This is a genomic window from Streptomyces sp. GbtcB7 (assembly GCF_019091445.1).
In the GTDB taxonomy this organism is placed as follows: Bacteria; Actinomycetota; Actinomycetes; order Streptomycetales; family Streptomycetaceae; genus Streptomyces; species Streptomyces mirabilis.
This window is the reverse complement of the sequence record NZ_JAGXJM010000017.1, coordinates 15,477-41,028: the sequence shown is the minus strand read 5'-3', so window position 1 is coordinate 41,028 and position 25,552 is coordinate 15,477. Positions and strand designations below refer to the sequence as shown.

The following is a 25,552-nucleotide window of genomic DNA, read 5'->3' as shown; positions in this document are numbered from 1 at the left end:
GAACGAACTCGCGCGGGCGGGGAATGCGGGGCGAAGCCCCCGCCCTGGGGGGCGGGGGAACCGCGCGGGCAACCCCCGCCGTCCCGCAGGCGAAGGGGTCGGGCGGACGGGGTTCGGGGCGGAGCCCCGGCAGGGCGCGCCGTCGGGGACACTCACCCGCGGTCGAACCTCTCCCCGACCCCGGATCGAACCCCCCGCCGACCCCCCGGAGGGACACGCGCAGACGCTATGCGGATTTTGTCTGATTAGCGCGTATCGTCGCCGCATGCCCACGCCCTACGGATCCCGCGGCGGCATGGCGTTCGGAGCACAGGAGCTGCGTGTGCTCCGTCGCGCTCTCGCCCTCGCCCTCCACCCCACCCCCGCCTCGGCCGAAGACGTCCAGGACTGCCTCCGTCTCGCCGAGTCCGTCGACGAGGCGGCCCGCGAGGGAGCCAGGCTCAGGGCCTTCCTGCTGGCCGACCTCGCCCGCTACCGGGCCGCCCTGCCCGGCACCGCCGCGGGCTATCTCGTCCTCCTGGAGGAGGCGCTCGGCTCGGGCTACCGTCCCGACGCGGACGACCTCGCCGCGCTCCGGGCGCTGCGCGGCAATCCCACCGCCGCCGCCCTCCTGGACCGCTGCGCGACCCTCGCCGAGCAGCACGTCCGCACCCGCCTCGCGGGCTGCGGCACCACACCCACGGTCCCCGCCTCCCGTACCCGCCTGACGGCCCTGCCCGGCGGCCTGGCCGCGCTCTCGGCCGCGGAGGAACCCGTGAAGAAGCCCGCGGGCAGCCCCGCCGCCGAGCCGCGGCCGCAGTCCCCGGCCAAGGGCCCGCGCCCGGACCGTCCGATCCCGACCCCGGGCGAGGTCTTCCCGCCGAAGCGCAAACCCACGCCGCCACCGGCGAACCCGCCGCAGCAGCTCGCCGCGGGCTAGCTACTCTGGGGGCATGGACTATGTCTCCGCGCTGGTGCCCCCCGTAGTGATGGCCGTGTTCTTCATCGGGTTGATCGTGACGATCGTGAAGACCCAGGGCGGGGCCAACAAGTCCAAGGAGGACGCGGTCGTCGACGCCGCCCTCGCGCGCGCGGAGAGCGCCCGCCAGGCCTCTCCCGACGCCAAGGCCTGAGGCGACACCAAGGTCACATGCCCCGGCCGACGCGGTCCGCGTCCCCGCCGGGGCACTCATCGGCGTACGACTCATACGTTCTCATACGTTTTTCGAGTCGTACGCCCTTTTTGTTGGTGATCTCCCACTATTGTTCTGAGCTGTGCCTCGCCCATTGGGAGAACTCGAAGACGCGGTCATGACGCGGGTGTGGAAGTGGAACCGCCCGGTGACCGTTCGAGAAGTCCTGGAAGACCTTCAGCAGGAACGGTCCATCGCGTACACCACGGTGATGACCGTTTTGGACAATCTCCATCAGAAGGGCTGGGTGCGCAGGGAGGCGGAAGGCCGGGCCTATCGATATGAGGCGGTCTCCACGCGTGCCGCCTACTCGGCCGCACTGATGAACGACGCGTGGTCCCAGAGCGACAACCCCGCCGCCGCTCTCGTCGCCTTCTTCGGCATGATGAGCGAGGAACAGCGGCGCGCGCTGCGGGATGCCGTACACATCGTGCAAGGGCCTGAAGAAGACCCCGAACAAGGCGCGGACGGTGGCGAAACACGTGTAACCCCTGACGCCGCCGACGAGAAGCGGGTCGAGAAGCCCGACGAGAAGCCCGACGAGAAGCCCGTCGAGGCGTCCGGTGAGAAGCAGGGTGAGAAGCCGGGCGAGAACCCCGACTCCGGCCCGGGCGGCACCGGGCGATAGCGTCCGCCCATGCCAGCAGAGCATCCAGCACCGCGTCCCGAAGACACCGCAAAAGCCGTCACCGTCCGGCGGGCCAGGACCAGTGATGTCCCGGCCGTGCGCCGCCTCCTCGACGCGAACGTCCGCCGTGGCATCCTGCTCGACAAAGCGACGGTGACGCTTTACGAGGACATCCAGGAGTTCTGGGTCGCGGAACGCGACGACAACGCCGAGGTGGTCGGCTGTGGTGCGCTGCACGTCATGTGGGAAGACCTCGCGGAAGTCCGCACTCTCGCGGTGAACCCCGCGGTCAAGGGCGTCGGCGTCGGTCATCAGTTGCTGGAGAAGTTGCTGCAGACCGCCCGCTGGCTCGGCGTTCGCCGGGTTTTCTGTCTGACCTTCGAAGTCGACTTCTTCGCGAAGCACGGCTTCGTGGAGATCGGCGAGACGCCCGTCGACAGGGATGTCTACGCCGAGCTGCTGCGTTCCTATGACGAGGGCGTCGCGGAGTTCCTCGGTCTCGAACGAGTGAAACCGAACACCTTGGGCAACAGCCGGATGCTTCTGCATCTGTGATCGCCGGCGACTATTCCGTCCGACCGCCTTGCCCGCGTTCCCTATGTCCGAAACGCGCACGTTTCCGGTCTTCCAGCGGCCCCCGAGTCTCACCCAGGGGTTTGTGTTTTTCCAGCAAAAGCGGTTTGCTTTCCGACGTACTGCAGTACTGCATATAACAGGGGACGTGAAACAGCGGCACACGCCGCAGGCCCTCGACCCTCAAGTTATCGATGAAAGGAAATCCGGTGGCACAGAAGGTTCAGGTCCTTCTTGTCGACGACCTCGACGGTGGCGAGGCGGACGAGACCGTGACGTTCGCGCTGGACGGCAAGACGTACGAAATCGATCTCACGACCGCCAATGCGGACAAGCTCCGTGGCCTTCTCGAGGCCTACGTGAAGGGTGGTCGTCGTACCGGAGGCCGCGCTGCGGGGGGGCGTGGAAAGGCGCGTGTCGCTTCCGGTGGCAGCCAGGACACCGCACAGATCCGCGCGTGGGCGAAGGAGAACGGTTACGAGGTCAACGACCGTGGCCGCGTTCCGGCGTCCATTCGCGAGGCCTACGAGAAGGCCAACGGCTGAGTCGAGGTCCATGGCCCAGTTGCCCAGCCAAGGTCTACGAGTAGGCCGGCGGCTGGGCGCACGCGCGTCGCAGCCGGACCCGGTGGCACTGTGTCGCCACCGTGTCCACGAGTCGTACGAGATCGGGGGCGCCCCCACCGCCCCCCACGGCCGACAGGGTCGGCAGCGAGGGTTCCACCTCGCACCCCGGCTCGGGGGGCCGCAGCCAGACGGCGGCCCCCTGTGGACCGGACCCGCCGGGCCCGTCCGTCCCCGCCCCGTCCGTGGTGAGTGGCCTCTCGGGCACCCCTTCGGGCACCCCCGGCGGCAGCGGAGCCTCGATGCTCCCGCCCGCGCCGATCGCCGTGAGATCGAGCGCCAGAGCGCCCCACTCCAGCCAGTCGAGCAGCCCCGGTAGCTCCTCCGCGCTTCCCGCGGCCACCAGCAGCCACATCCGTTTCCCGTGCCGAGCCGGCCACTTCTCATGCCGAGCCGCCGGATCCCCGCACGGTGCCGATCTGCTTGCGTGCAGTGCCACCGGAGAGGCCGGTCCCAGGTGTCGCAGGGCCCTGACACCCGCCTCCGCAGGGACGTCCAGGACGTCGAAGCGCAGGCCGGCGGCCAGTCGTAGCGGCGAACCGGGCACTGTCGCCCAGCCGAGTTCGTTCTCGTACCACTGCCGCACCGAGTCGCTCGGGTGGAGCGGGCGGCGGGGGAGGGGGACAGTGGGAAGCATGTCAGGAGCAACCGGCAGAAGGGCTCCAGAGTTACGCTGGGTGTTTCATCATGTGCGCTGAGTATCGAAAGAAGGAGCGCGTGGGGGCGATCGGTGGCGCAAGGATGTTCGCCCATAGCGGAGGGAACCGGTGCGCGGGGCATGGAGTGTCAGTGCGTACGGGTAAGACATCCCTAGTGAGAGGGGCGACACGCATGGCTCGGGCATCTCACGTTCGCCATCGGCGTACAGCTGGTGAGGGTATCTGCCTGGCCTGCGGGAACATCGTCTCGCACCATCAGGTTGGACAGGATGTCGGCGTTCGGGGTCAGGAGGCCAAGGACGGTGTCGGCAGTTGGAATGAGCGGTCCCCGCTTGCGGGACTAAGCTGCGGAAGGACAGGGAGGGGAGCGTCCCCTTACTGCCTGACCGCTCTGAGGAGCGATTAACGATGTTCGAGAGGTTCACCGACCGCGCGCGGCGGGTTGTCGTCCTGGCTCAGGAAGAAGCCCGGATGCTCAACCACAACTACATCGGCACCGAGCACATCCTCCTGGGCCTGATCCACGAGGGTGAGGGTGTCGCCGCTAAGGCCCTGGAGAGCCTCGGGATTTCGCTCGAGGCGGTCCGCCAGCAGGTGGAGGAGATCATCGGGCAGGGGCAGCAGGCCCCGTCCGGGCACATCCCCTTCACCCCCCGTGCCAAGAAGGTCCTGGAGCTCTCGCTCCGCGAGGCCCTTCAGCTGGGCCACAACTACATCGGCACGGAGCACATCCTGCTCGGCCTGATCCGAGAGGGCGAGGGCGTCGCCGCCCAGGTCCTGGTCAAGCTGGGCGCAGACCTCAACCGGGTGCGGCAGCAGGTCATCCAGCTGCTCTCCGGCTACCAGGGCAAGGAGACCGCCACCGCAGGCGGTCCTGCCGAGGGCACCCCCTCCACGTCCCTGGTCCTCGATCAGTTCGGCCGGAACCTCACCCAGGCCGCTCGTGAGTCCAAGCTCGACCCGGTCATCGGGCGCGAGAAGGAGATCGAGCGGGTCATGCAGGTGCTGTCCCGCCGGACCAAGAACAACCCGGTCCTCATCGGCGAGCCCGGCGTCGGCAAGACCGCCGTCGTCGAGGGCCTGGCGCAGGCCATCGTCAAGGGCGAGGTGCCCGAGACCCTCAAGGACAAGCACCTCTACACCCTCGACCTGGGCGCGCTGGTCGCCGGTTCCCGCTACCGCGGTGACTTCGAGGAGCGGCTGAAGAAGGTCCTCAAGGAGATCCGCACCCGCGGCGACATCATCCTGTTCATCGACGAGCTGCACACGCTCGTGGGTGCGGGTGCCGCCGAGGGCGCCATCGACGCGGCGTCGATCCTGAAGCCGATGCTGGCGCGCGGTGAGCTCCAGACCATCGGTGCGACGACCCTGGACGAGTACCGCAAGCACCTCGAGAAGGACGCGGCCCTCGAGCGCCGCTTCCAGCCGATCCAGGTGGCGGAGCCTTCCCTCCCCCACACGATCGAGATCCTCAAGGGCCTGCGCGACCGCTACGAGGCGCACCACCGGGTCTCCATCACGGACGAGGCGCTGGTCCAGGCCGCCACCCTGGCCGACCGGTACATCTCGGACCGCTTCCTGCCGGACAAGGCGATCGACCTCATCGACGAGGCCGGTTCCCGGATGCGCATCCGCCGGATGACCGCGCCGCCGGACCTCCGCGAGTTCGACGAGAAGATCGCGGGCGTCCGCCGCGACAAGGAGTCGGCCATCGACTCCCAGGACTTCGAGAAGGCGGCCTCTCTCCGCGACAAGGAGAAGCAGCTGCTGGCGGCGAAGGCCAAGCGCGAGAAGGAGTGGAAGGCCGGCGACATGGACGTCGTCGCCGAGGTCGACGGCGAGCTGATCGCCGAGGTCCTCGCGACCGCGACCGGCATCCCCGTCTTCAAGCTGACCGAGGAGGAGTCCTCGCGTCTGCTGCGCATGGAGGACGAGCTCCACAAGCGGGTCATCGGCCAGAAGGACGCCGTCAAGGCGCTCTCGAAGGCGATCCGTCGTACGCGGGCCGGTCTGAAGGACCCGAAGCGTCCGGGTGGTTCGTTCATCTTCGCGGGCCCGTCCGGTGTCGGTAAGACCGAGCTGTCCAAGGCCCTCGCCGAGTTCCTCTTCGGTGACGAGGACGCGCTGATCTCCCTCGACATGTCGGAGTTCAGCGAGAAGCACACGGTGTCGCGTCTCTTCGGTTCGCCCCCCGGATACGTGGGCTACGAAGAGGGCGGTCAGCTGACGGAGAAGGTGCGCCGCAAGCCGTTCTCGGTGGTCCTCTTCGACGAGGTCGAGAAGGCTCACCCGGACATCTTCAACTCGCTGCTGCAGATCCTGGAGGACGGTCGCCTGACCGACTCCCAGGGCCGGGTCGTGGACTTCAAGAACACGGTCATCATCATGACGACCAACCTCGGCACGCGGGACATCTCGAAGGGCTTCAACCTGGGCTTCGCGGCCACGGGTGACACGAAGTCGAACTACGAGCGCATGAAGAACAAGGTCTCGGACGAGCTCAAGCAGCACTTCCGTCCCGAGTTCCTCAACCGCGTCGACGACGTGGTCGTCTTCCCGCAGCTGACGCAGGAGGACATCCTCAAGATCGTCGACCTGATGGTCGGCAAGGTGGACGAGCGCCTCAAGGACCGGGACATGGGCATCGAGCTCTCCCAGTCCGCCAAGGAACTGCTGTCCAAGAAGGGTTACGACCCCGTCCTGGGCGCGCGGCCGCTGCGTCGCACGATCCAGCGCGAGATCGAGGACACGCTCTCGGAGAAGATCCTCTTCGGCGAGCTGCGCCCCGGTCACATCGTGGTCGTCGACACGGAGGGCGAGGGCGACACCAAGACCTTCACCTTCCGCGGTGAGGAGAAGTCGGCGCTGCCCGACGTCCCGCCGATCGAGCAGGCCGCGGGTGGGGCAGGACCCAACCTGAGCAAGGAGGCGTAGCGCTCGACGCTCGCCTGAACGAAGGGGCTGCCCCGGGACCTCGGTCCCGGGGCAGCCCCTTTTTTTTCACACCACGCTGTCCGTTTTCTCGACGGTGACGGCCACGGTGTCCGGGAGGAACGCCAGGAGATGTTCCGGTACGTCGGTCACGTCCTGGGCGAGATGGAACGTGACCCTGCGCAGGCCGGGAAAGAGGGCCGGGACATTTGAGAGGTCTTCGTTTCCTGTGAACTTGTTGAGCCGCAGTCTCGTCACGTTCGGCAGTACCGGACCCGCGCTCCACCCGACGGCATTCCAGTTCACACGAAGTTCTTGTAGAGCGGGAAGCCGGGTGATCTCTTCGAAGTCCTCGGGGGTGAGGTTTTCGGGGAGTGTGGCCAGACTCAGCTGCTTCAGCGAGTGCATATGACTCAGGCCGCGCAATCCGGTGTACCGCAGAGCGTTCCTGGTGAACCGCAGATACGTCAGTGGCAGATTCCGGGGGAGTACCTCATCGAGGGAGTCCCCGTGCAACGGGATGCCGATGTCGAGCAGGCGCAGAGTGCGGGATGCCGAGAGCGGTGCCAACGCTTCCGGATTCTCGAGTCCGGGCAACCCGGCGAGCAAAAGCCATTTCAGGGGCAGCCCGGCGAGCGGAGTGAGGTCGTCGACGTACGGGCTGCCGCCGCTGACGTCCAGATGTACGAGCCGTGCCTGATCCGACAGGAAGCTCAGATCACGCAGGACGCGGTTGTCGCGTACGACGAGTTTGGACAGCTGGTCCGGCAGCAGCCCCTCGCGTATGTCGTCCGCGTCGATGTCCCCGACGACCTGCAGCATGGGGCGGCCGCCGAGGTCGCGCAGGGCGCGCAGCTGGTCGGCGGTGTGCGCGCAGAAGTACAGGTCGTCCGGTGGCAGATGGGCGACGACGTCGGCCGTGTAGCGCCGGGTGTCGAACCGGTGGGCGGTCCAGGTGAGTTGGGCCCGTACGAGCAGCGACCGATGCGACCGGAAGCGGGCGAGGACCGGGAGCGCCGCGTCCGTGCCGATGAGTGACGCGGTGATGACCACGGCCCTGGCCTCGTCGTCGGTGAGCCCCTCGGGGCCGGGCAGCAGCTCCAGGACGAGCGGGCCCGCGTCGGCGAGGGTGCGGGCCTCCTCGGTCGTACGGGGCGGGATGAGCGAGGCGGCGTTCCGCTCCACGGCCGCGCGGACGTGAGGGTCGAGTTCCGTGGCGTGTTCCAGCGCGGCCAGGGCGAGAAGTCGTATACGCGTACCCGCCGCTCCGGACGTCTCCTCGGCGGACTTGGTCAAGTCGGCCAGGAGGGTGGCCCGTTCGCGGGGGCGGGCATGGGCGACCGCCATCCGGATGACGTCCGACCACTGGGAGTCGAAGGCGTTGCGCGCCAGCAGCCCGAAGTCCCCGTCCTCCACCGCCGCCCGCGCGCCCAGGTAGTCCTGGAAGGTGCGGTGGACGAACTCGACGGTGCCGAGGGTGGGTTCGCGGAGCAGGCCGCTGCGGACGAGAAGGTGGCGCAGGATCGCCGGGGCGTCGCCCTGCGCGGCGGCGGACGGGAGGGACGGCAGGACGTCGGCGACGATGCGTTCGGCACGGTCGCGGTCCATCTCGGACTGGTTGTTGCGGATGAGCCAGTAGGCCAGGCGCTGGAGGAGCTGGACCTGCGGGAGTTCCGTGAGGTGGATGCCGCCGGTGCGTTCGGGCGCGAACATGTCGCGCTCCTCGTCACGGCGCGACAGCAGCATGGACAGGGCGGCGTCGTACAGCTCCTGGCGGCCGTGCGGCAGATAGCCTCGCCGGTCGCGGTGCAGCGCGCAGATCAGCCCGCACATCAGCGGGTTGGTGGCGAGCCGGCCGAGGTCGGGCTTGGTGCCGACGGCGGTGAGGAGGGAGTGTTCGTAGTCGTCGAGGCGGTCGGTGTCCGGGGCGTCGAGCCGGGCCGCCGTGTGCCAGCGGCGGATGAAGGCGGTGACGTCGTCGCGGCTCATGGGGGTGAGGGCGAGCTCGGTGAAGCCGTCGGGGGTGAGCCAGTCCTCGCGGACGGCCGAGGGGCGGGAGGTCACCAGCCACTGGTTGCCGGGATAGACGTCCAGCAGTTCGCGCAGCCAGCGGCGGGTCCGCTCGCGGTCGCGTTCGGGGATCTCGTCGATGCCGTCGACGAGGAGCAGCCCGCGCCCGGCGCCGAGGACGCGGTCGCTCCAGCCGTCCGGCTGGGTGGCGTGGAAGGGCACGCGGGCGGCGGCGAGGAAACCGTCGGGTGCCGGGAGTCCGTCGGGGCGGCGTACGAGGGTGCGCAGGGGCAGGACGAACGGGATCCGGTCGCCGCGCTCGCCCCGGGCCGCGGTCACGGCCAGCCACTGCACGAGGGTGGTCTTGCCTGAGCCGGCCACTCCGCGCAGCAGCACCAGGTCCTGTTCGGCGAGGGCCTGTTCGGCGGGGAGGGTGCTGCCGGCGGCCGCGATGTGTGTCCCGCCCGGGCCGGTCGCCTCCGCGTCCTCGGTGGCCCGTACGGCCCGCAGGCTGAGGTAGGCGGCGTCGAGGGGCCAGCGCTCGGGGGAGTTGACGAGGTCGATGCCGTAGATGGTGAGCCGGCTGTGCTTGGTCGCGACGTACGCGAGGTACCGCTGTTCGAAGGCGGGATCCGTGCCGCCGGGCGGCGGAGTCCGCGCGATCAGCTCGTCGATCTTGGCGATGAGCTCGCTCTGCCTGCGGCTCTGCTCCACCAGCGTGCGGGCCACGAAGGCCGAGCGCTGGGTGAAGAAGTGCAGGATGTGCAGGCAGGCCGCGCTCAGGATCCGCTCGTAGAACAGGGTCGCGTCGAAGGAGAGGTCCCGCTCGGGGTTGCCGCTCGCGGCGCGCAGCCGCAGGGCGAGCGCCTCGTGACCGAGTTCCACGGCCTGTACGTCGGTCATGGCGAGGTCGCCGAGGGCGTGCAGGGTGTCGGCGAGGGCGTGGACGACGGCCTGCTCCTCGTCGGGGGCCAGCGGGCGTTCCCCGGTGCGCAGGGCTCGTGCGACCAGCTCGGCGGCCAGCGTGGTCAGCTCTCTCTCCCCGAGGGTCCGCTTCTCTCCCCTGAAGGAGACGAACCCGGAGATCCGCAGTGGCTTCTCGACGAGACCGGCGCCCGGCCCGTCCGCCACGAACAGCTTCCTGACGAGCGGCGCGACCACGCTCGAGGCCAGTTTGGCACCTATGGCTGCTGGTTCCATGACGCTCCCCCGGACGGCACGGTGACGGCTGCGCAGATCACACTAGGGCCTCTCGCAGGTGGGGAGTGCGGTCGGGGGGCGAGGGTCCCGCAAAGCCTTGCGACACGCCCTCGCGGTGACATGACGCACAGGCGATTTTTCCCTTACTAGCGTGGGTAGTAGGCAACCGGCAACGTGCAAAACGGACACAACGGTACACAACCCCCATGGGGTGTGCGGTGCCGTGGTCGGCGGTGCGGCGAGGGCTGTATTGCGCCGAAATGCAACGCCCGTATGTGGGGTTAAACGTCTCTACTCTGAAAAATCGGGCGTATTCGATACGGAGTGGGACGTCTGTCAAGAAGCAGGAAATTTTAGAGTGAACTACGACCCGGCGTCGTAGATGGGGACTTTGTGGGACGGCCAGGACTCGGGTTACCAAGGGATGGCCCACTCGGCGACAACCTGTCCGTCGGGTGGACCTGACCCCCGTCTCCGTTCCCACGAGGTTCCGAATGTCGAAGCGCGTCACGTCCCGCCACTCCCGTATGTCCCTGCTCCGCTCCAGGGCGGCCGTCCTGGCCGTCGGCGTGGGTGCCACGGCCGTACTGGGCGCCGGGGTCGCGGCCGCCGCCACCGAGGCGGCCCCGCAGGCCGCCGTGAAGACGGTCGCCACCAAGCCGGCCGCCTCCTGGGTCGACCCGGTGAAGAAGTACACGCTCTCCGCGGGCTTCAACCAGGCCGGCAACCTGTGGCAGCACAACCACTCCGGCCAGGACTTCGCCGTGCCCACCGGCACCGAGGTCGTCGCCGCGCACGGCGGCACCGTCGTCAAGGCCGGCGGCAACGGCGCCGGTGACGGTCCCGCGTACGGCAACGCCATCGTCATCAAGCACGGCAACGGGACCTACTCGCAGTACGCCCACCTGTCCCGGATAGACGTGCGGATCGGGCAGGTCGTCGCGACCGGCCAGCACATCGCGCTCTCCGGCAGCACCGGCAACTCCACCGGCCCGCACCTGCACTTCGAGATCCGTACGACCCCGAACTACGGCTCCGCGGTCAACCCGGTCGCCTTCCTGCGCGCCCAGGGCGTGACCGTCTAAGACGCTTCAGGGGTGACGACGGCGCCGCCGTGCGCCTGCGTCACCAAGTCGATCGCGACCTCCAGGACAGCCTTGCGCTTCTCCTCGGGGTCGCCTTCGACGTCCTTGAGCAAAAACATCCCGGCGTGCATCGAGAACAGCGCGCTGATACAGCGCACCTGGTCCGTCAGATCGGCGTCCGGCTCCTTGAGCAGGCCGACCATCCGGATCATGCGGTCCTTGAAGTCCTCGCCCGTGCGCAGCTCGCGGACGGCCGCCTGGTTCTCCTGCATGAAGCGGAAGAGCGGGGCCGCGTCGGCGAGCGCGTTGCTGTAACGGCGCAGGATCTCCTGCTTCGTCTCCAGCGTGCGAGGCTGCTGCCGCGCCCACTCGATCAGCTCGTCCATGGGCCGGGACAGGTCCTGGAAGAGACTGATGAGGATGTCTTCCTTGGTCTTGAAGTGGTAGTAGAGCGCCGCCTTCGTGACGTCGAGGTGCTCGGCGATCTCGCGCAGCGAGGTCTTCTCGTAGCCGTGCTCGGAGAAGAGTTCGAGGGCGACGTCCTGGATGCGCTGGCGGGTGTCCCCGCGGCGCTGTCGCTTGGTGCCGTCCATGGTGTCGCCGCCCATCCCTGTACTCCTCGCACTCCTTGAAACGTACGCGTCGTCCGACTGGCAAATCCAGGAAAACTTACTTGACGCCCGGCTAGTTACCGGCCTAACTTCCCTCAGTGTAGTCAACTTGCCGGGCGGCAAGTAAGTACCCAGGGGAGTGGAACCGTGGCGGACAACAAGGAAGCGGTCATAGAGACCGAGAAACAACCGCGCAGCGTACGCGTCGTGCTGCTCGCGCTCATGATCACCATGATGCTGGCCATGCTCGACAACATGATCGTGGGCACGGCGATGCCGACGATCGTGGGCGAGCTGGGCGGCCTCCAGCACCTGTCATGGGTCGTCACCGCGTACACCCTCGCGACCGCCGCCTCCACCCCCATCTGGGGCAAGCTCGGCGACATGTACGGGCGCAAGGGCGCCTTCATGACCTCGATCGTGATCTTCCTGGTCGGCTCCGCGCTCAGCGGTATGGCCCAGGACATGGGGCAGCTCATCGGCTTCCGTGCCGTTCAGGGCCTGGGCGCCGGTGGTCTGATGGTCGGCGTCATGGCCATCATCGGTGACCTGATTCCGCCGCGGGAGCGCGGCAAGTACCAGGGCATGATGGCCGGCATCATGGCGCTCGCGATGATCGGCGGACCGCTCATCGGTGGCACCATCACCGACCACTGGGGCTGGCGCTGGTCCTTCTACATCAACCTGCCGCTCGGCATCGTCGCGCTCCTCGCCATCAGTGCCGTACTGCACCTGCCGAAGAAGCGCGTCCAGGCGAAGATCGACTACCTCGGTGCCGGACTGCTGGCCCTCGGTATCTCGTCCATCGTGCTGGTCACCACCTGGGGCGGCAGCGAGTACGCCTGGGGCTCGGCCAGGATCATGGAGCTCATCGGCATCGGTGTCGCCGCGCTGGTCGGCTTCGTCTTCGTACAGACCAAGGCCGCCGCGCCGATCATGCCGCTGCACATCTTCCGCAGCCGCAACTTCACGCTGATGTCGATCATCGGCTTCATCACCGGCTTCGTGATGTTCGGCGCCACGCTCTTCCTGCCGCTGTACCAGCAGTCCGTGCAGGGCGCGTCCGCGACCAACTCCGGGCTGCTCCTGCTGCCGATGCTCGGCGCGATGCTGGTGACCTCGATGGTCGCCGGTCGGGTCACCACCGGCACCGGGCGCTACAAGGCCTTCCCGATCGTCGGCGGCGTTCTCATGGCGGTCGGCCTGTTCCTGCTTTCTCAGATGGACACCGGTACGACCCGGTTCACCTCCGGGCTGTACATGGCCGTACTCGGCCTCGGCATGGGCTGCCTGATGCAGATCACCATGCTGGTCGCGCAGAACAGCGTCGAGATGAAGGACATGGGCGTCGCGTCCTCGTCCACCACCCTCTTCCGTACGCTCGGCTCGTCCTTCGGCGTCGCGATCATGGGTGCGCTGTTCAACCAGCGGGTCCAGGACGTGATGACCGAGCGGGCCGGGGCGCTGGGGTCCAAGGTCACCGAGCAGTCGGCGCAGCTGGACGCGGCGAGCCTGGCCAAGCTGCCGGCCGCGGCGCGGGAGGCGTACCAGTACGCGGTGTCCTCCGGAACGCACTCCGCGTTCCTGTTGGGTGCGGTGGTGTCGGTGGGGGCGCTGGTGGCCGCGGTGTTCGTGAAGGAGGTTCCGCTTCGGGGGGCGGGGGCGCCGTCGCCGGAGGGTTCGGCCGAGGATGCGGTGAGCGACTCGGCGCCGAAGCCGACCGTCGTCGAGACCGTCTGAGTCGCCCGACCCGCATCACCTGACCCGACCTCGCCCGATCCAACCGCGCTTGATCCGAAGACCCCCGGAGTGTCCGCCCCGGGGGTCTTCTCCTGTACGCACCTGGCCCCCCGAGCCTCCTCGCCCCCGCCGCCCCTACCCGTCCCATCCCCGGGAGCTCCGCCCCCGGACCCCCGCCATCGGCCTGAACGGCCTCGTCCTCAATCGCCGGACGGGCTGAAGATGCGGGCCGGGGTGGGTGGGACAACGCCTTCCGGCCTTGTCCTCAGGCGTCGGGTGGGTTGAGTGGTGTGGGTCGGGGTGGGTGGGGTGTCGGCCTTCGGCCTTGTCCTCAATCGCCGGATGGGCTGAAAGAGGCGGGCCGGGGTGGGTGGGGTGTCGGCCTTCCGGTCTTGTCCTCAATCGCCGGACGGGCTGAGTGATGCGCGCCGGGGTGGGTGGGCCACCGTCCTGCGGCCTTGTCCTCAAGTGTTGGGTGGATTGAGTGATGTGGGTCGGGGTGGGTGGGGTGTCGGCTTCCGGCCTCGTCCTCGATCGCTGGACGGGTTGAAGCGTGTGGGCGGTGGGTGGGGTGTCGGGCTCTGATGCGGGTCGGTGTTCGGCCTTGTGTTCGCAGCGCCGGGCGAGCCGAGGTTTTTAGGGGCGCGGGGAACTGCGCGCCCAGCCCCCACCGGCCCGCAGCCGAACGAATCGGGTGGGCGGGTGGGGGAACGGGCCGAGCCGGGCCCGGCCGACGGTGACGGCCCCCACGACGACTACGGCAACAGCAACGGCAACAGCAACCGGTACTCGCCCACCGGCATCAGGTCGGCAGCATCGGATAGCTGCCGGTGTTCGTCGGCGCGTGTTCCGGCAGCCACAGCACCGCGACCGCACCCTCCGCAGGCACGTGCTCCGGGGCTCCCGCGGGCCGGACATTGCGGAAGGTCAGCCGGGCACCGAGCACCCGGGCCTGACCGGCCGCGATGGTGAGGCCGAGGCCGTGACCGTGGCCCGAGCGGTCGCTGCTGCCGGTGCGGAAACGGCTGGGGCCCTCGGCGAGAAGCTCCTCGGGGAAGCCGGGACCGTGGTCGCGGACCCGGATGACCCGGCCCTCGACCGAGACCTCGATCGGCGGCTTGCCGTGCCGTGCCGCATTGGCCAGCAGATTGAACAGCACGCGCTCCAGGCGACGCGGATCCGTCGTGACCTCCGACTCGTGGATCACGCGTACGTCGACGTCCGCGTCCTTGGCGGCCACCCGCCGCGACACGAACTCGCCGAGCAGGATGTCCTGGAGTTCGGCCCGCTCGGAGGCGCCGTCCAGCCGCGCCACCTCGAGGACGTCCTCGACGAGGGTCCGCATCGCCTGGGCCCGGTCGCGGACGAGTTCCGTGGGGCGGCCGGGGGGAAGGAGCTCCGCCGCCGTCAGCAGGCCGGTCACCGGCGTGCGCAGTTCGTGAGCGATGTCGGCGGTCACCCGGCGCTCGGCCTCGATGCGCTGCTGGAGCGCGTCCGCCATGGCGTCCACCGCGCGCGCGAGGTCGTCGGTCTCGTCCCGTACGACCCCGCCGATCGCTTCCCGTACCCGTACGTCGGTCTCACCCTTGGCGACCTGGTTTGCCGCGGCGGCGGCCTTGCGCAGCCGGCGCGAGAGCTGGCCGCCGATCAGCACGCCGAGCGCGCTGCCGCCGAAGACGACCGCGATCGAGCCGATGATCAGCGCCTGGTCGAGGTCCTTCATGACGTCGGTGTTGCGGTCCGTGAAACCGGTGTGGAGCGAGAGGACGCGGCCGTCCTTGAGGGGTACGGCCGCCCAGATGTCCGGAACCCCGTTCGGACGGTCGGCCACAAAGGTGGCTCGCCGGCCCTGCATGACCTTCGCCAGCAGGTCCTTCGGGATGGCCGGGTCGTCGACCTTGACCCCGAAGGCCTGGGTCCGCCCGGACTCGTACATGCGCTCGGCGACCGTGATGCGCTCGTCCGCCAGGTCGCGCGAGTTGTCGAGCATCGAGACGCGCGCCGCGTTGTGCACGACGAGGCTGAGGGCGACCGCGACCAGCGCGCCGACCATGGCGATCGCCGCGCTGAGCTTCCACCGGATACCCGTGCGAATGCCGGAGTTCCCGGCGGCGGCCGCCATGCGCATGCCCACAGGCGCGCCGCGGCGTGCCGATGGGCCCCGGCCGACGGGCGTGCCGCGACGAACGGGCGTGCCCCGGCCGACGGGTGTGCCCCGGCCGTCGGCAGGTGCGTTCCAGCCGGTCCGACCGCTCCCGGTCACCGGACTGTTCCCCGTCATCGGACTGTTTCCCGTCACCGAGCCGTACCCGTCGGCCGGGCCATACCCGTTGACGGGCCCGTACCCGTTGACCGGCCCGCGCCCGGCGCCCCCGTCGTGCCCGTCGGCCGGTCTGTTGCGGCCGGTCGGGCCGTCGCCGCCCGCCGGAGTCCGGCGCCGAAATATCCCCCGCATACCCCTGCTCAGGCCTTCAACTTGTAGCCGAAGCCGCGGACCGTCTCGATCCGGTCCTGGCCGATCTTCGTCCGCAGCCGCTGCACGTGGACGTCGACGACACGGGTGTCCCCGCCCCAGCCGTAGTCCCACACGCGTTCGAGCAGCTTGTCGCGGCTCAGCACCGTACCCGGCGCGGAGGAGAACTCCAGCAGCAGCCGCATCTCGGTGGGCGTCAGAGCCACCGGCGTACCGCCCTTGTGGACTTCCATGCCCTCGGTGTCGATCTCCAGGTCACCGAAGGAGAGCACCCCGCCGTCGACGGACGAGGCCTCTTCGGGGGTTCCGTTCGGACCGCTCGCGTGTCCGAAACGGCGCAGCACGGCGCGGATCCGGGCGACCAGCACGGCCCCGTCGAAGGGCTTGGTCACGTAGTCGTCGGCGCCCGCCTCCAGGCCCAGCACGACGTCGATCGAGTCGGCACGCGCGGACAGCATGATCACGGGGACGGTGGACTCGTCACGGATGCGGCGGCACAGCGAGACACCGTCGAGTCCGGGGACCATCACGTCCAGCAGGGCGATGTCGGGACGGTCGGCGCGGAACGCCTCCAGGCCCGACAGCCCGTCGGGCATGGCCGTCACCGCGAAGCCGTCGCGCTCGAGAGCGAGCTGCGTGGCCTCGCGGATGACGTCGTCGTCCTCGACGAACAGGACGTGGGTCTGCTCTGCCATCCGGCTGCTCCGTCTGCGCTCAGTTCGCGGGAGCGGGCGTGTCGACGCCGCCCACCGCGTTGCTGTAGTCGTTGTGCGTCCGGGACCTCTCGGTGAAGCGGGTCGCGGTCCACCCGTAGGTGATCACTTCTTCGCTGGAGGGGTATTCCACCGGATCGCCCTTCTTGTACAACTGCTGGGTGATCACCAGGTCGCCCCGGTCGATCTCCGCGTAGACCGGCGGCTCCTCGGTCTTGAAGACATTCTCGTACCTGCCGCTTTCCTCGCGGTAGACGTACGAGCCGATACCCACGGCATCCCCGCAGGTCATGACGTTGACCACGACGTCGTCGGTGGTTCCTCCGGTCAGATCCCCGTACGACACGTCGACCGGGTACTCGTCGGCGACGCACGGTTTCGTCAGCGCGTTCTTGACCGAGTCGCTGACCTTCGGGTCGTCCTTGACGAGCTTGACCGCGTCCACGCGCTTGGGTGTCTTGGACGGGGGGGCTGAGGCCGCGGGGCTCGGGGCCCCCTTCGCCACCGCCTCACTGCTCGCCGGGCCCTCGTCGCGGGCGCCCGTGCCACCCGTGGCGCAGGCGGTCAGGAAAAGGCCGAGGGCGGCGAGCGCGGCCGTCACCGCGCTCCCCGCCTTCAGGACCTGCCTGGCCCGAGTTCCTAGGCCGCGCAACGCTCCCGCTCCTCACGTTCGAGCGCGCGTGCGTCCAGGTCGCGGCTCTCCAGCTCCTCGCGGAGCCGGGCGAGCGCCCGGTGCAGCGTGCTCTTGACCGTTCCGGCCGACATGCCGAGGGCGGCGGCCGTCTCCTCCGTGGACATCTGCTCCCAGTGTCGCAGCACCACGACGCTGCGTTGCTTGGGAGCGAGAACCTTCATGATGTCCATAAGGAGCGCCCGGTCCGCGTGCTGCTCGGTCGAGTCGTCGACGCAGGCGTCCGGGAGCTGCTCGGTGGGCACCTCTTCGAGTTTCCGCGCCCGCCACCACTCGGTCCGTGTATTGATCATCACGCGGCGCAGATAGGCGTCCGCGAGCCGCTTGTCCGCGATGCCGTCCCAGCGGCCGTACGTCCGTACGAGCGCGGTCTGCAGGAGGTCCTGGGCGTCGACGGGGTCGGGGACCAGGCGACGGGCACTGCGCAGCAGCGCGTCCTGCCGAGTGCGGACGTACTCCTCGAATTCGAGCACCTCGCCGTGCGCCATGATCAACCGCCTCCATCCCCGTTTCCGACGTGCCTGGCTCGCGCCTGCTGCCGGTTGTCCGTTTCCTGTGTCCCGCTGTCGTTCTGCTGTGTGCGGTACGGAAATGAAGCTACGGAGGCGTTGTCACGGGGTTGTCCGAGGCAGCCTTCGGTGAGCGCTCGGCTGTACGTCGGTTGTGTAACGGATGTATGAGGTGGGTAAGGCGGTGTGGTTACAAGTCCCGGTTGGGGTGGTTTTGCGGGTGTGACCGGTGTCCTGGGGGCGGTGACTAGGTCAAGGGCAGCCGATACAAACCACCCGGGAGCGGCTCCACGAGTCCGTCGGCGACGAGTCCGTCGAGGGCGCGGGCCCGCTGCACGGGCTCGTCCCACACGCGATCGAGTACGGACTGCGGGACCGGGCCCTCGACGGCCTCCCTCAGTACGGCGAGGAGTTTGCCGCGCACCTGGCGGTCCGTGCCCGCGTACGTCTGGCCGCGCCGCGGCGGGCCGTCGTGCGCCGGCTTGCCCGCCAGCCGCCAGGCGCACTGCGCGGCGATCGGGCAGCGGTGGCAGGCCTCGTTCTTCGCCGTGCAGATCAGTGCGCCGAGCTCCATGGAGGCGGCGGCCCAGTGGGAGGCGGTGCCCTCGTTCTCGGGCAGCAGGGCACGGGCGAGCTTGCGTTCGGCGGCGGTGGTGGCGTTCGGCGGGTACTGCACGCCGCTGACGGCCCGTGCGAACACCCTTCGGACATTCGTGTCCAGCACGGCATGCCGCTGCCCGTACGCGAACGAGGCGACGGCGGCGGCCGTGTACTCCCCGATACCGGGCAGCGCGAGCAGCTGGGCGTGCTCCGTGGGTACGTCGCCGCCGTGCCGTTCCGTTATGGCGACCGCGGCGCCGTGCAGCCGGAGCGCACGGCGGGGGTAGCCGAGCCGGCCCCAGGAGCGGACGGCTTCGCCGGGAGCCTCCTTGGCCAGGTCGGCGGGGCGGGGCCAGCGGGCGACCCACTGCTCGTACACGGGCAGGACACGGCTCACCGGGGTCTGCTGCAACATGAACTCACTGACCATCACGCCCCAGGGGCCGGCGTCGGGTCGGCGCCAGGGGAGGTCGCGGGCGTGCTCGTCGAACCAGGTGATCACCGGTTCGTGCAGGGTCTTGCCGGGGGCGTCGGGCTGGGGGCTGGGTGTGGGCATGGTGGGTGCAGTCATGGCGGTTCCGATCCTGCCATGCGGGGGTGGGACTACGCGGTTTCCTCCGAGGCGCGGAGGAGTGGCTTTTCGCCCCGGCCCCACACGGGCTCCTTCGCCTGCGGGGCGGCGGGGGCTGGTCGCGCCCACGCGGCGGAGCCGCACAATGTCACAGCCCCGCGCCCCTGGAGGGGTGCTCCGGTCGGCCGGAGGGCCGGGCCCGGCAGCCCCGGAAGACGGGAAGGGGCGGTGTGGGGGCAACTCGACCGGTGTGCCGGAATGATGATCCGGAAAAGTTGACGCTCAGGGCGGCGGGTGGGGCGAGCGCCGGCGTGGATCTCTCGTACAGTTTGCGCCGTGGGATCTATGCGCAATCCGGTCGGGCCACTTCCCTCCACCATCTACTGGCGTCGGAGGGTCGTTCTGCTGTCCCTGGTAGCGCTGTTGGCGCTGCTGATCGCCTGGGTGGTCAGCAGCGGCGGCGGAGGCGGCAAGAAGAACGCGGACGGGTCCAACGGGAAGAACCCCGTGCAGACGATCACCCCGGGCCCCTCCGGTTCCGGACCCGCGATCAGCCAACACCCGGGCGGCCGCGACGAGTCCAGCCCCGGCGCGAGTGCCGGCACGGCAAGCGGCGGCGGCAGTGGCAGCGGTAGTGGCAGTGGCAGTGGGGACGGCTCCGGTGGGACCGGCAGCGCGGGCGGCGGTGGCTCGGAAGGCGGTTCCAGCGGTGGCACCAGCTCCGGGGATCAGGTCCCGGCCGGCTCCACCCTCCCCAACTGCACTGCGGGCGCCGTCAAGTTGACCCTGCGCAGCGTGCACAACACGTACGCCCCCGGCGACAAGCCCTCGATCGAGCTGATCGCGAAGAACTCCTCCGCCAGTGACTGCAAGGTCGATCTCGGCCCGAAGAGCGCGGTCCTGACGATCACTCAGGCAGGCGGCGACAAGAGCTTCTGGTCCTCGAGCGACTGCCCCAAGGACGCGGCCAGTCTCTTCTTCCGCGTTCCGGCCGGCGACCAGGTGACCTACACGGTCGACTGGGACCGCACGGCCAGCGCCGCCCAGTGCGCCACACCTCCGGCGGGTTCGGCGACCGCGGGCACCTATCTGGTGGAGGCGACGTCACCGGGCCTGGCGAAGGCGACGACGTCGTTCGTGCTGTCCCAGGACTGAGCGCGGGGGCGAGAGCCCTCGGAGGTCAAGGAGCCCCCTAGCGGAGGGGCGTGGGGCCCCCGAGGGCCGAGGTCGGCGGCCACGCCCGCACGGCCCGCACCGCCCTTGAAACGCGCCCGGCCCCGTAAGAAGCGGCGCGCAAGACGTAGCGCGCAAGACGTAGCGCGTCAGACGTAGCGCGTCAGACGTAGCGCTCCAGGATCGACGACTCCGCCAGTCGCGACAGCCCCTCACGGACGCTGCGCGCCCGCGCCTCGCCCACCCCGTCGACCGCCTGAAGGTCGTCGACGCTCGCGGCGAGGAGCTTCTGCAGACCGCCGAAGTGCTCCACGAGGCGGTCGATGATCGCGCCGGGCAGACGCGGGACCTTGGCGAGGAGGCGGAAGCCGCGCGGAGAGACCGCCGAGTCGAGCGCCTCGGGGGAGCCGGTGTAGCCCAAGGCTCTCGCCACCGTGGGCAGTTCGAGCAGCTCGGAGTGGGGCAGGGCGTTCAGGTCGGAGAGGGCCTCGTCGACCGTGCGGGAGCGCTTCGCGGTCGGCTCCGGCACGTAGTCCCGGACCACCAGCTCCCGCTCGGGCTCCACGCCCGCGATCAACTCGTCCAGCTGGAGGGCGAGCAGCCGCCCGTCCGTGCCCAACTCCACCACGTACTCGGCGATCTCCGTGGCGATGCGCCGCACCATCTCCAGGCGCTGCGCCACCGCCGACACGTCCCGGACGGTGACCAGGTCCTCGATCTCCAGCGCGGAGAGCGTGCCCGCGACCTCGTCGAGGCGGAGCTTGTAGCGCTCCAGGGTCGCGAGGGCCTGGTTGGCGCGGGAGAGGATCGCGGCGGAGTCCTCCAGGACGCGGCGCTGACCGTCGACGTACAGCGCGATCAGACGCATGGACTGGGAGACCGAGACGACGGGGAAGCCGACCTGCTTGCTCACCCGGTCCGCCGTGCGGTGCCGGGTGCCGGTCTCCTCCGTCGGGATCGTCGGGTCGGGCACGAGCTGGACGCCCGCCCGCAGGATCTTGGTGATGTCCTTGTCGACGACGATGCCGCCGTCGAGCTTGCACAGCTCGCGCAACCGGGTCGCCGTGAAATCGACGTCCAGGACGAAGCCGCCCGTGCACATCGACTCGACGGTCTTGTCCCAGCCGAGCACGATGAGTCCGCCGGTGTTCCCGCGGAGGATCCGCTCGAGCCCGTCGCGCAGGGCCGTGCCAGGTGCCACGGCGCTCAATGAGGCGCGCATCAGGCCATCGGCACCGGAGCTCCCACCGGACTTTCCGGGAGCTGCTGCCCGGTCGTTGGCTGCCACTGCACTCCTCCGGTCGCGGGTTTCCGGTCGCCCAAGATTCGTCCAGGGTTCGTACGGACGGGCAAGACCAGGGCAAAGTCTACCGGCGCTGCTCCTCGTCCCGTGGGGCCTCTCTGTGACGGGAGCGTGGAAGGACCCGCAGCGCCTCGCCCATGTCGGCGACTTCCAGGACCTTCATACCGGCGGGGATCTTGCCCGGATCGCTGGGAACGAGGGCGTGTGTGAAGCCCAGACGGTGGGCCTCGGCGAGCCTCCGCTGCACTCCCGTGACCCGTCTGACCTCGCCCGCGAGCCCTACTTCCCCGATCGCCACGAGGTTCTTGGGGAGAGGGGTGTCACTCGCCGCCGACGCGAGCGCGAGGGCGATCGCGAGGTCCGCGGCGGGCTCGGAGAGCTTCACGCCGCCCACCGTCGCCGAGTAGATGTCCCGCTTCCCGAGGGCGCTGATCCGGCCCCGCTGCTCCAGGACCGCCAGCATCATCGAGACCCGGGAGGTCTCCAGGCCGGACGTCGTACGACGGGGGGAGGGGATCTGGGAGTCGACGGTGAGGGCCTGCACCTCGGCCACCAACGGGCGGCGGCCCTCCAGGGTGACGGTCAGGCAGGTGCCGGGGACGGGCTCGGCACGGCGGGTGAGGAAGAGACCGGAGGGGTCCGCGAGGCCCGTGATGCCTTCGTCGTGCAGCTCGAAGCAGCCGACCTCGTCCGTCGTCCCGTACCGGTTCTTGACCCCTCGGACGAGACGCAGGCGCGCGTGGCGGTCGCCCTCGAAGCTCAGGACGACGTCCACGAGGTGTTCGAGCAGGCGGGGGCCCGCGATCGCGCCGTCCTTGGTGACATGGCCCACAAGGAGCGTGGACATGCCGCGCTCCTTGGAGGCGCGGATGAGCGCCCCGGCGACCTCGCGGACCTGGGCCATGCCGCCGGGCGCCCCGTCGATCTCCGGAGAGGCGACGGTCTGGACCGAGTCCAGGATGAGGAGCGAGGGCTTCACGGCGTCCAAGTGGCCGAGCACGGCGGCCAGGTCGGTCTCCGCCGCCAGATACAGGTGGTCGTCGATCGCCTTGATGCGGTCGGCGCGCAGACGGACCTGGCTGGCCGACTCCTCACCCGTCACGTACAGCGTGCGGTGCTCGTCGCTCGCCGCCTTCGCCGCCACGTCCAGGAGGAGCGTGGACTTGCCCACACCGGGCTCGCCCGCGATCAGGACGACCGCGCCGGGCACGAGACCGCCGCCGAGGACGCGGTCCAGCTCGGGTACGCCGGTGGAGCGGGCCGTGGCCTGGCGGCCGTCGACCTGCCCGATCGGCACCGCGGAGGTGGTGACGCGGCCCGGTGTCGTCGTACGGACCGCGGGCGCGCCGTACTCCTCGACCGTGCCCCACGCCTGGCACTCGGGGCAGCGGCCCAGCCATTTGGCCGTCTGCCATCCGCACTCGGTGCAGCGGTAGGACGGCCGGTCCTTCGCGGTTTTCGTACGGGCAGCCATGACGGAACCGTAGCCGAGAGGACTGACAGCACGGGCGGGCCCGCTCGGTGAGGCATCTGCCATGGCCTGCCGTTGCCGCCTGTGACGGTGTGGGCCACGGAATCGGAGGGTCCTGTCCCCTTTTGAGGGATCGTTTCACCCGTACGGATTAAATGTGCTCAAGGGGGAAGAAGGGGCCACCCCGGGGCACCTACGGTCGCACGGGTGATGAGCAGCAGTCCGGAGACCTCCACGCACACCACCGGTGCACACCGGGCGCACGGAGATGCGCGCAAGCGGGTGACCGCGCCCCGTGGCGCGCACACCCGCACCCTGGCTCAGCGCCCTCCCGCGCGCTACGAGCCCTACTTGGACGGCCTTTTCACCTACTGCCTGTCCGTGCTGTGCGACCACGACGAGGCCACCGCCGCCCTCGGGGACGCCCTCGCGCTGGCCGAGCGCCGTGGCCACCGTGGCCCGGTGTCCGCGGACGACCGCAGGGCCTGGCTGTACGCCCTCGCCCGCTGGTCCTGTCTGCGCAAGCTGACCGAGGCCCGGCGCAGGCGTCAGGCGGCCCACGCCTCCGGTCGGCGTGCGCCCGCCAAGGGGCACAAGGCCCTCTCCAAGGGGCACAAGGAAGCCGCCGACCGGCATGCGGCCGAGGCGCTGAGCGCCCCGGTCTCCGAGGAGGCGCAGGACCGGCGTCGGCACGAACTCGCCCTGCTGGCCTGGCCGGAGGCGGCCGGCACCACCCCCGAGCAGCGCGAGGCGCTCGAACTCGCGGTGCGCCACCAGCTCGCCGCCGCCGAGGTCGCCGCCGTCCTCGGCCTGGACCTCGTCAAGGCGCGCGAACTGCTCGCCACCGCCGCCTGCGAGGTCGAACGCACCCGCGCCGCCCTCGCCGTCGTGGAGACCGGCACCTGTCCGAGCGTCGGCCGCCTCACCGGCGACAACCAGCTCGTCCTGAGTACCACCCTGCGCCGGGAACTGGTCCGGCACGTCGACGACTGTCCGCGCTGTCGCCGCACCGCCGAGCGCGCCGCGCCCGGCGCCTGGCCCGGCACCACCGTCACGCCCGCCGCGCTCCCCGTCCTCGAGGCCCCGCGCGCGGCCCTGCACATCGCGATGGCACACGTCCCGCGCGCGCGGGGTGCCGCTCCACGCTTCGACCGGCGCGGTTTCCCCGTCGATCCCAAGGACCACGCCGCCCGCCGGGACCGTCTTCGCGCGCGTGCCGTCACGACGACCGTCGTCGCCACCGTCGTCGCCGCACCAGTCCTGGCCCTCTGGGCGGCCTACCGTGGCGCGCCCCCCACCGGCGAGGGCGCCGACGGCCGCTCGATCACCGCGAGCGAGGCGCACGGGCCCGACGGCATCACCGGCGAGGAGGCGGGCGGCTACGAGAACGCCGGCAACGCCAGCGCCAGAGCCGACGCCCGTTTCGCCAAGGGGAACCGCTCGCCCGACGTCTCCGTGGAGGTCATCAGCGCCCCCAGCGCGGGCAGCGGCGCCGGACACCTCTCGGTCCGGGCCTCGGGCAGCGGCGACACGACCCTTGTCACGCTCGCCGCCTCCGGGAACTCACCGGTCCACTGGTCCGCCGAGACGGGAGCGTCCTGGCTCTACTTCAGCCAGTCGTCGGGAACGCTGGCCCCCGGAGAAACGTTCACGATCAAGGTGTACGTCGATCATCTTCGCGAGCCGGTGGGCCCCTGGGGCGCGCGGGTGGCGATCGCACCGGCGGGAGCGGTGGTCACGATCGGCGGGTACGGAACAGCGGGTCCGTCCGCCCCGGCCGGCTCCGGCCCGACGCCCGGCCGTCCCACCCCGTCCGCCCCCGGCCCGACCCCGCCCGCCTCGGACCCGCCACCGACGCCCAGCGACCCCCGGCCGACGCCCACGGACACGTCGTCCCCGCCCCCTTCGTCGGACCCGTCGGGCCCGTCCGACCCGTCGGACCCGGGCGGTTCGACGCCGCCGCCCGGCGACAGCTCCGCCCCGACCCCGTCCTCGTAACGCCCGCGGGGCGGGAAGGGGCGGGAAGGCGATGGACCGGGGGGTCTCAGGCGACCGGATCCGCGGGATGTGGCGCCAGCAACGGCAGCTGCGAGGCCAGCCGCTCCTCGCAGAGCTCGACCAGCCGGTCGTACCCCGCCTTGCCCATCAGCTCGATCAGTTCCGGGCGGTACGAGACGTACACCGGGTCGCCCGCGCCGTGTGCCGAGGTCGCCGACGTGCACCACCAGTGCAGGTCGTGGCCGCCCGGACCCCAGCCCCGGCGGTCGTACTCGCCGATGGAGACCTGGAGCACGCGCGTGTCGTCGGGCCGGTCGATCCACTCGTACGTCCGGCGCACGGGCAGCTGCCAGCAGACGTCCGGCTTGGTCTCCAGGGGCTCGCGCCCCTCCTTGATCGCCAGGATGTGCAACGAGCAGCCCGCGCCGCCGGCGAAGCCGGGCCGGTTCTGGAAGATGCACGAGCCCTGGTAGGGGCGGGTCTGGCGGTCGCCGTCCTCGTCCTCGGAGACCCAGCCGGTCTTCAGCCCCACGTCATGGTGCTGCCAGATGTCCGGTGTGAGCCGTGCCACGTGCCCGGCCACCCGCTTCTCGTCGTCCTCGTCGGAGAAGTGGGCCCCGAGGGTGCAGCAGCCGTCGTCGGCGCGACCGGCCTGGATGCCCTGACAGCCGCTTCCGAAGATGCAGTTCCAGCGAGAGGTCAGCCATGTCAGATCGCACCGGAAGACCTGCTCGTCGTCGGCGGGATCCGGAAACTCCACCCATGCCCGAGCGAAGTCGAGCCCCTTCTCGTCGGACACGGTGGCCTTCTTCGGGGAC

General features: G+C 70.1%; 21 protein-coding genes. 10 read left to right on the top strand and 11 right to left on the bottom strand.

Annotated features, from left to right (window positions below; genetic code table 11):
* Positions 1-295: 295 nt before the first annotated feature.
* The 5 genes from KVT44_RS26600 to KVT44_RS26580 all read left to right on the top strand — a co-directional run bounded on the left by KVT44_RS26600 (position 296) and on the right by KVT44_RS26580 (position 2,918).
* The gene (locus tag KVT44_RS26600; protein WP_217569346.1) at positions 296-919 is read left to right on the top strand and encodes a hypothetical protein; all 624 of its coding nucleotides are present in this window, start codon (positions 296-298) and stop codon (positions 917-919) included.
* A gap of 13 nt (positions 920-932) precedes the next feature.
* Positions 933-1,112, top strand: a complete 180-nt coding sequence (locus tag KVT44_RS26595; protein WP_054237505.1) for a hypothetical protein — start codon at positions 933-935, stop codon at positions 1,110-1,112.
* Positions 1,113-1,254: 142 nt separating this feature from the next.
* The gene (locus tag KVT44_RS26590; protein ID WP_217569176.1) at positions 1,255-1,800 is read left to right on the top strand and encodes a BlaI/MecI/CopY family transcriptional regulator; all 546 of its coding nucleotides are present in this window, start codon (positions 1,255-1,257) and stop codon (positions 1,798-1,800) included.
* Positions 1,801-1,809: 9 nt separating this feature from the next.
* Positions 1,810-2,355 carry an amino-acid N-acetyltransferase gene (locus tag KVT44_RS26585; RefSeq protein ID WP_099921324.1) on the top strand — a complete coding sequence of 182 codons (546 nt, stop codon included), beginning with the start codon at positions 1,810-1,812 and terminating at the stop codon, positions 2,353-2,355.
* 227 nt (positions 2,356-2,582) lie between these two features.
* Entirely contained in the window at positions 2,583-2,918 is a 336-nt protein-coding gene (locus KVT44_RS26580) for an Lsr2 family protein (RefSeq protein ID WP_095853285.1), read from the top strand.
* A 34-nt stretch (positions 2,919-2,952) separates the two neighbouring features.
* Here the strand turns inward: KVT44_RS26580 and KVT44_RS26575 are convergent, their stop codons facing one another.
* Positions 2,953-3,633: an SCO3374 family protein gene (locus KVT44_RS26575; protein WP_217569174.1), complete on the bottom strand. Its 681-nt coding sequence runs from the start codon at positions 3,631-3,633 to the stop codon at positions 2,953-2,955.
* Positions 3,634-4,063: 430 nt separating this feature from the next.
* On the opposite strand from KVT44_RS26575, the gene KVT44_RS26570 reads away from it, so the two are divergent.
* A complete protein-coding gene (locus KVT44_RS26570) occupies positions 4,064-6,589 on the top strand; it encodes an ATP-dependent Clp protease ATP-binding subunit (RefSeq protein WP_054237510.1) in 2,526 nt (841 codons plus the stop codon).
* Positions 6,590-6,655: 66 nt separating this feature from the next.
* On the opposite strand, the gene KVT44_RS26565 is transcribed toward KVT44_RS26570, so the two are convergent.
* On the bottom strand, positions 6,656-9,796 hold the full coding sequence (locus KVT44_RS26565) for an NACHT domain-containing NTPase (protein WP_217569172.1): 3,141 nt from the start codon (positions 9,794-9,796) through the stop codon (positions 6,656-6,658).
* 494 nt (positions 9,797-10,290) lie between these two features.
* Here KVT44_RS26565 and KVT44_RS26560 point away from each other — a divergent pair, with 494 nt between their 5' ends.
* Positions 10,291-10,881 (top strand): M23 family metallopeptidase, encoded by a 591-nt coding sequence (locus KVT44_RS26560; protein WP_099921320.1) that lies wholly within the window; start codon positions 10,291-10,293, stop codon positions 10,879-10,881.
* Here KVT44_RS26560 and KVT44_RS26555 read toward each other — a convergent pair.
* Complete coding sequence (locus tag KVT44_RS26555) at positions 10,878-11,489, bottom strand: TetR/AcrR family transcriptional regulator (RefSeq protein WP_054237513.1); 612 nt, start codon at positions 11,487-11,489, stop codon at positions 10,878-10,880. The two genes, KVT44_RS26560 and KVT44_RS26555, sit on opposite strands and share 4 nt — an antisense overlap.
* Before the next feature lie 150 nt (positions 11,490-11,639).
* On the opposite strand from KVT44_RS26555, the gene KVT44_RS26550 reads away from it, so the two are divergent.
* On the top strand, positions 11,640-13,232 hold the full coding sequence (locus KVT44_RS26550) for an MDR family MFS transporter (RefSeq protein WP_308314120.1): 1,593 nt from the start codon (positions 11,640-11,642) through the stop codon (positions 13,230-13,232).
* 802 nt (positions 13,233-14,034) lie between these two features.
* On the opposite strand, the gene cseC is transcribed toward KVT44_RS26550, so the two are convergent.
* The 5 genes from cseC to KVT44_RS26525 all read right to left on the bottom strand — a co-directional run bounded on the left by cseC (position 14,035) and on the right by KVT44_RS26525 (position 18,789).
* Positions 14,035-15,360 (bottom strand): two-component system sensor histidine kinase CseC, encoded by a 1,326-nt coding sequence (gene cseC / locus KVT44_RS26545; RefSeq protein ID WP_095853280.1) that lies wholly within the window; start codon positions 15,358-15,360, stop codon positions 14,035-14,037.
* Between the two features lie 335 nt (positions 15,361-15,695).
* A complete protein-coding gene (gene cseB, locus KVT44_RS26540; protein ID WP_075032417.1) occupies positions 15,696-16,400 on the bottom strand; it encodes a two-component system response regulator CseB in 705 nt (234 codons plus the stop codon).
* Between the two features lie 19 nt (positions 16,401-16,419).
* Positions 16,420-17,037 carry a hypothetical protein gene (locus KVT44_RS26535; protein ID WP_217569343.1) on the bottom strand — a complete coding sequence of 206 codons (618 nt, stop codon included), beginning with the start codon at positions 17,035-17,037 and terminating at the stop codon, positions 16,420-16,422.
* A 20-nt stretch (positions 17,038-17,057) separates the two neighbouring features.
* Complete coding sequence (locus tag KVT44_RS26530) at positions 17,058-17,597, bottom strand: SigE family RNA polymerase sigma factor (protein WP_060898668.1); 540 nt, start codon at positions 17,595-17,597, stop codon at positions 17,058-17,060.
* A gap of 268 nt (positions 17,598-17,865) precedes the next feature.
* Positions 17,866-18,789 carry an A/G-specific adenine glycosylase gene (locus KVT44_RS26525; protein WP_302832105.1) on the bottom strand — a complete coding sequence of 308 codons (924 nt, stop codon included), beginning with the start codon at positions 18,787-18,789 and terminating at the stop codon, positions 17,866-17,868.
* A gap of 336 nt (positions 18,790-19,125) precedes the next feature.
* Between KVT44_RS26525 and KVT44_RS26520 the strand changes: the two genes are divergently transcribed.
* A complete protein-coding gene (locus tag KVT44_RS26520; RefSeq protein ID WP_217569170.1) occupies positions 19,126-19,944 on the top strand; it encodes a hypothetical protein in 819 nt (272 codons plus the stop codon).
* Between the two features lie 181 nt (positions 19,945-20,125).
* Here the strand turns inward: KVT44_RS26520 and disA are convergent, their stop codons facing one another.
* Both disA and radA read right to left on the bottom strand, forming a co-directional pair.
* Complete coding sequence (gene disA / locus KVT44_RS26515; RefSeq protein ID WP_075032414.1) at positions 20,126-21,250, bottom strand: DNA integrity scanning diadenylate cyclase DisA; 1,125 nt, start codon at positions 21,248-21,250, stop codon at positions 20,126-20,128.
* A 79-nt stretch (positions 21,251-21,329) separates the two neighbouring features.
* Positions 21,330-22,739: a DNA repair protein RadA gene (radA, locus tag KVT44_RS26510; protein WP_054228679.1), complete on the bottom strand. Its 1,410-nt coding sequence runs from the start codon at positions 22,737-22,739 to the stop codon at positions 21,330-21,332.
* 204 nt (positions 22,740-22,943) lie between these two features.
* On the opposite strand from radA, the gene KVT44_RS26505 reads away from it, so the two are divergent.
* Entirely contained in the window at positions 22,944-24,734 is a 1,791-nt protein-coding gene (locus tag KVT44_RS26505) for a hypothetical protein (protein ID WP_217569168.1), read from the top strand.
* A gap of 46 nt (positions 24,735-24,780) precedes the next feature.
* Here the strand turns inward: KVT44_RS26505 and KVT44_RS26500 are convergent, their stop codons facing one another.
* Positions 24,781-25,533, bottom strand: a complete 753-nt coding sequence (locus KVT44_RS26500) for a hypothetical protein (protein WP_060896527.1) — start codon at positions 25,531-25,533, stop codon at positions 24,781-24,783.
* Positions 25,534-25,552 lie beyond the last annotated feature (19 nt).